Origin of the sequence: Streptomyces sp. SID11385 (genome assembly GCF_010548245.1) — a bacterium.
Classification (GTDB): domain Bacteria; phylum Actinomycetota; class Actinomycetes; order Streptomycetales; family Streptomycetaceae; genus Streptomyces.
Genome location: NZ_JAAGLR010000297.1, coordinates 1 through 2,293 on the forward strand (window position 1 = coordinate 1; position 2,293 = coordinate 2,293).

At 72.4% G+C, this 2,293-nt stretch carries 3 protein-coding genes and 1 pseudogene; 1 reads left to right on the plus strand and 3 read right to left on the minus strand.

The window, feature by feature from the left end; all coding sequences use genetic code 11:
• The 3 genes from G3I42_RS09015 to G3I42_RS09025 all read right to left on the minus strand — a co-directional run.
• Window positions 1–402: chaplin (locus tag G3I42_RS09015; RefSeq protein ID WP_164284102.1), on the minus strand; the 402-nt coding region annotated here is incomplete at its 3' end.
• A 102-nt stretch (window positions 403–504) separates the two neighbouring features.
• Window positions 505–735: a chaplin gene (locus G3I42_RS09020; RefSeq protein WP_164284104.1), complete on the minus strand. Its 231-nt coding sequence runs from the start codon at window positions 733–735 to the stop codon at window positions 505–507.
• Window positions 736–1,208: 473 nt separating this feature from the next.
• Window positions 1,209–1,610, minus strand: coding sequence for a rodlin (locus G3I42_RS09025; protein WP_164284107.1), 402 nt, complete (start codon window positions 1,608–1,610; stop codon window positions 1,209–1,211).
• Window positions 1,611–1,990: 380 nt separating this feature from the next.
• Between G3I42_RS09025 and G3I42_RS09030 the strand changes: the two are divergent.
• Window positions 1,991–2,293: pseudogene (locus G3I42_RS09030) on the plus strand (hypothetical protein); the annotation flags it as partial.

Consider the following 2,293-nt stretch of genomic DNA (forward strand, 5'->3'; position numbering starts at 1 on the left):
CGCCTCGTGCCCGCGCTCCCCGTGCCCCCGCGCCTCGTGGCCGCCCGCCTCGCGCACCGGCCCGGGCGCCGCGTGCCGCCCCGGCTTCGCCCGCTCGGGCCCGGCCTGCTCGTGCCCCCGCTCGTGCTCCTGCTCGCGCGGTACCGCGGGTCCGGCCGAGGCGCCGCCGTCCGTCCCGCAGCCGTTGCCGAAGGCGGGGTTGCCGATCCCGGCCGCGTCGACGCTGTTGCCGCAGATGTTCACGGGGATCGTCACCGGGGCTTGCACGCTGTTCCCGGAGAGGATGCCGGGCGAGCCCGCCGCCGTGGGTTCGGCGGCGAGGGCGGAACCGCCGTTCAGGGAGAGGATGCCGGAGGCCGCGGCGGCCGTCACGAGCATCCCCGTGCCGAGGGTGTGGCGCATGGCGAGGTTCTTCCTGACTCGGAGCGGAAACCGGCCCTGGGAGGCGTGCTCCCAGGGCCGGCGGACCCGGGCCCGTTCAGCGGGCCGGGGGGTGAAGCGGGATCAGGCGTTGACGCAGGTGTTGCCGAAGGCCGGGTTGAGCAGCCCGATCACGTTGATCGAGTTGCCGCAGACGTTCAGCGGCACGTGGACCGGGACCTGCACGAGGTTGCCGGAGAGGACGCCCGGCGAACCGACGGCGGCACCCTCGGCGCCCGAGTCGGCGAAGGCGGGGACGGCGGCACCGAGCGCGAGGACGGCGCCGGCGAAGACGGCGGCGGTCTTCTGGAGCATGTCGTTCCTTTCGGAAGGGAGACGAGAGAGGGAGTGGCACACCGGATGGGGCCCGGCGTGCCCTGTGAACGAAAGGGGGAGCGGCAGGAAACCCCTGCCGCGGGAAGGCCGCGCAACTTCACCCGAACGGAGAGACACGGAGAGAAAGCAAAAACCCCGCCGAGGGCAGGGAAGGTGACGCTCTGTTATTCCGCAGGGGCGTGCGTGCATTCCGTACGGAAATCCGCCGCGCCCGAATTCCCGGGCCCGCCCGCATACGCGCGACATACGTATGCGTCGTACGCGCACGGCATGCGCACATGCCGTACACAATCGGCGCACGCACACCCGACCGCACCCGCACGAGGCCGCACGCACACCCGACCGCACCCGCACCCGACCGCCCCCGCACACGGCCGCGCCCCGCCCGTCCGCGTCCCTGGGCGGGACGGCGGGCGGGCGGGGCGTTCGACGCCGGAGCGACGGGGCGGCGGTCAGTCGTTGGCGACGCCGTTGCCCGAGAGGACCGGGATGTCGTCCAGGATGTGGGAGAGCGGCTCGTCGCCCTTGGCCTGGGTGGAGTTCTCGGTGCACTGCTGGTTCTGCGGCGAGGACAGGACGTTGATGTCCTGGACCGAGATCGGCACGAGGCCGACGAGCGAGCCGACGTTGCCCTTGACCGGGAGGCCGATGCAGGGCTTGTTGAGCGAGCCCTGGACCAGGCTGAGCTGCGGGCTCTGGTCGCCGAAGGTGGCCTGGTTGCCGTACGCCTGCTGGGCGCCGTTGCCGGACGCCGACGTGGTGCCGCCGTCGTTGGCGAGGGCGAGGGCCTGCGGGGCGCCGAGGGCGACGACGCCCGCGGTGAGCGCGGCGGCGGTCGCGAACTTCTTGATCATGTCCAACCTTTCGATGCCCCCGCACGCTGTCCCCGGGACGTTCGGGGCGGCCCCGGGAAGGGCGGGCGGCGGCGGCGATACGGAGCGTGCGCGTACGCAGGGACTGACGGCGCGGAACGCGGCAGCCGGCTGCTTCCTGGCAAACTGCCGTGCCGTCCATCGGTTTCGCCCCCTCGCTCCCCTTCACCCGTTCAGAGGGATCAGGGCACCGGATTCGTACGGCTTCGCATGAATTTCTGAGAAGAAACGGCGTGGTGGGCACGAATTTTGCCGCGAAGCGCTGTTTATCATCTCAACTGCCTTGATGTGGCCCGCGTCTTTCGCCCGCCGAATTCACGGCAGTTCCCGTTTTGTGTTCACCGCCCAGGGAGGAATCCGTGATGGCTACGCGCACCGCCGTGGAGAGAAAGGGAGCCGGGGGCGGAGCCGGTACCGCGGCGAAGCCCCCCAAGGCCACCCGCCCCGCCAAGCCCACGAGGACCACGAAGACCACGAAGACCGCGACGGCGGCGAAGCCCTCCGGCGCGGGGAGGGCCGCCGGTCCGGCGAAGCCCGCCGGCTCCGCCCGCCCCACCGCGCAGGCGAAGAAGCCCACCAACCCCGCCGGCCCCGCCAAGCCCGCGAGAGCCACCAAGCCCGCGCGAGCCGCGAAGGCCGCCAAGCCCGCGAAGGCCACCAAGCCC

Excerpts from the sequence above, each read along its gene's own strand:
- G3I42_RS09020 (WP_164284104.1), bottom strand. The coding sequence starts at position 735 with ATGCTCCAGAAGACCGCCGCCGTCTTCGCCGGCGCCGTCCTCGCGCTC.
- G3I42_RS09025 (WP_164284107.1), bottom strand. The coding sequence starts at position 1,610 with ATGATCAAGAAGTTCGCGACCGCCGCCGCGCTCACCGCGGGCGTCGTC.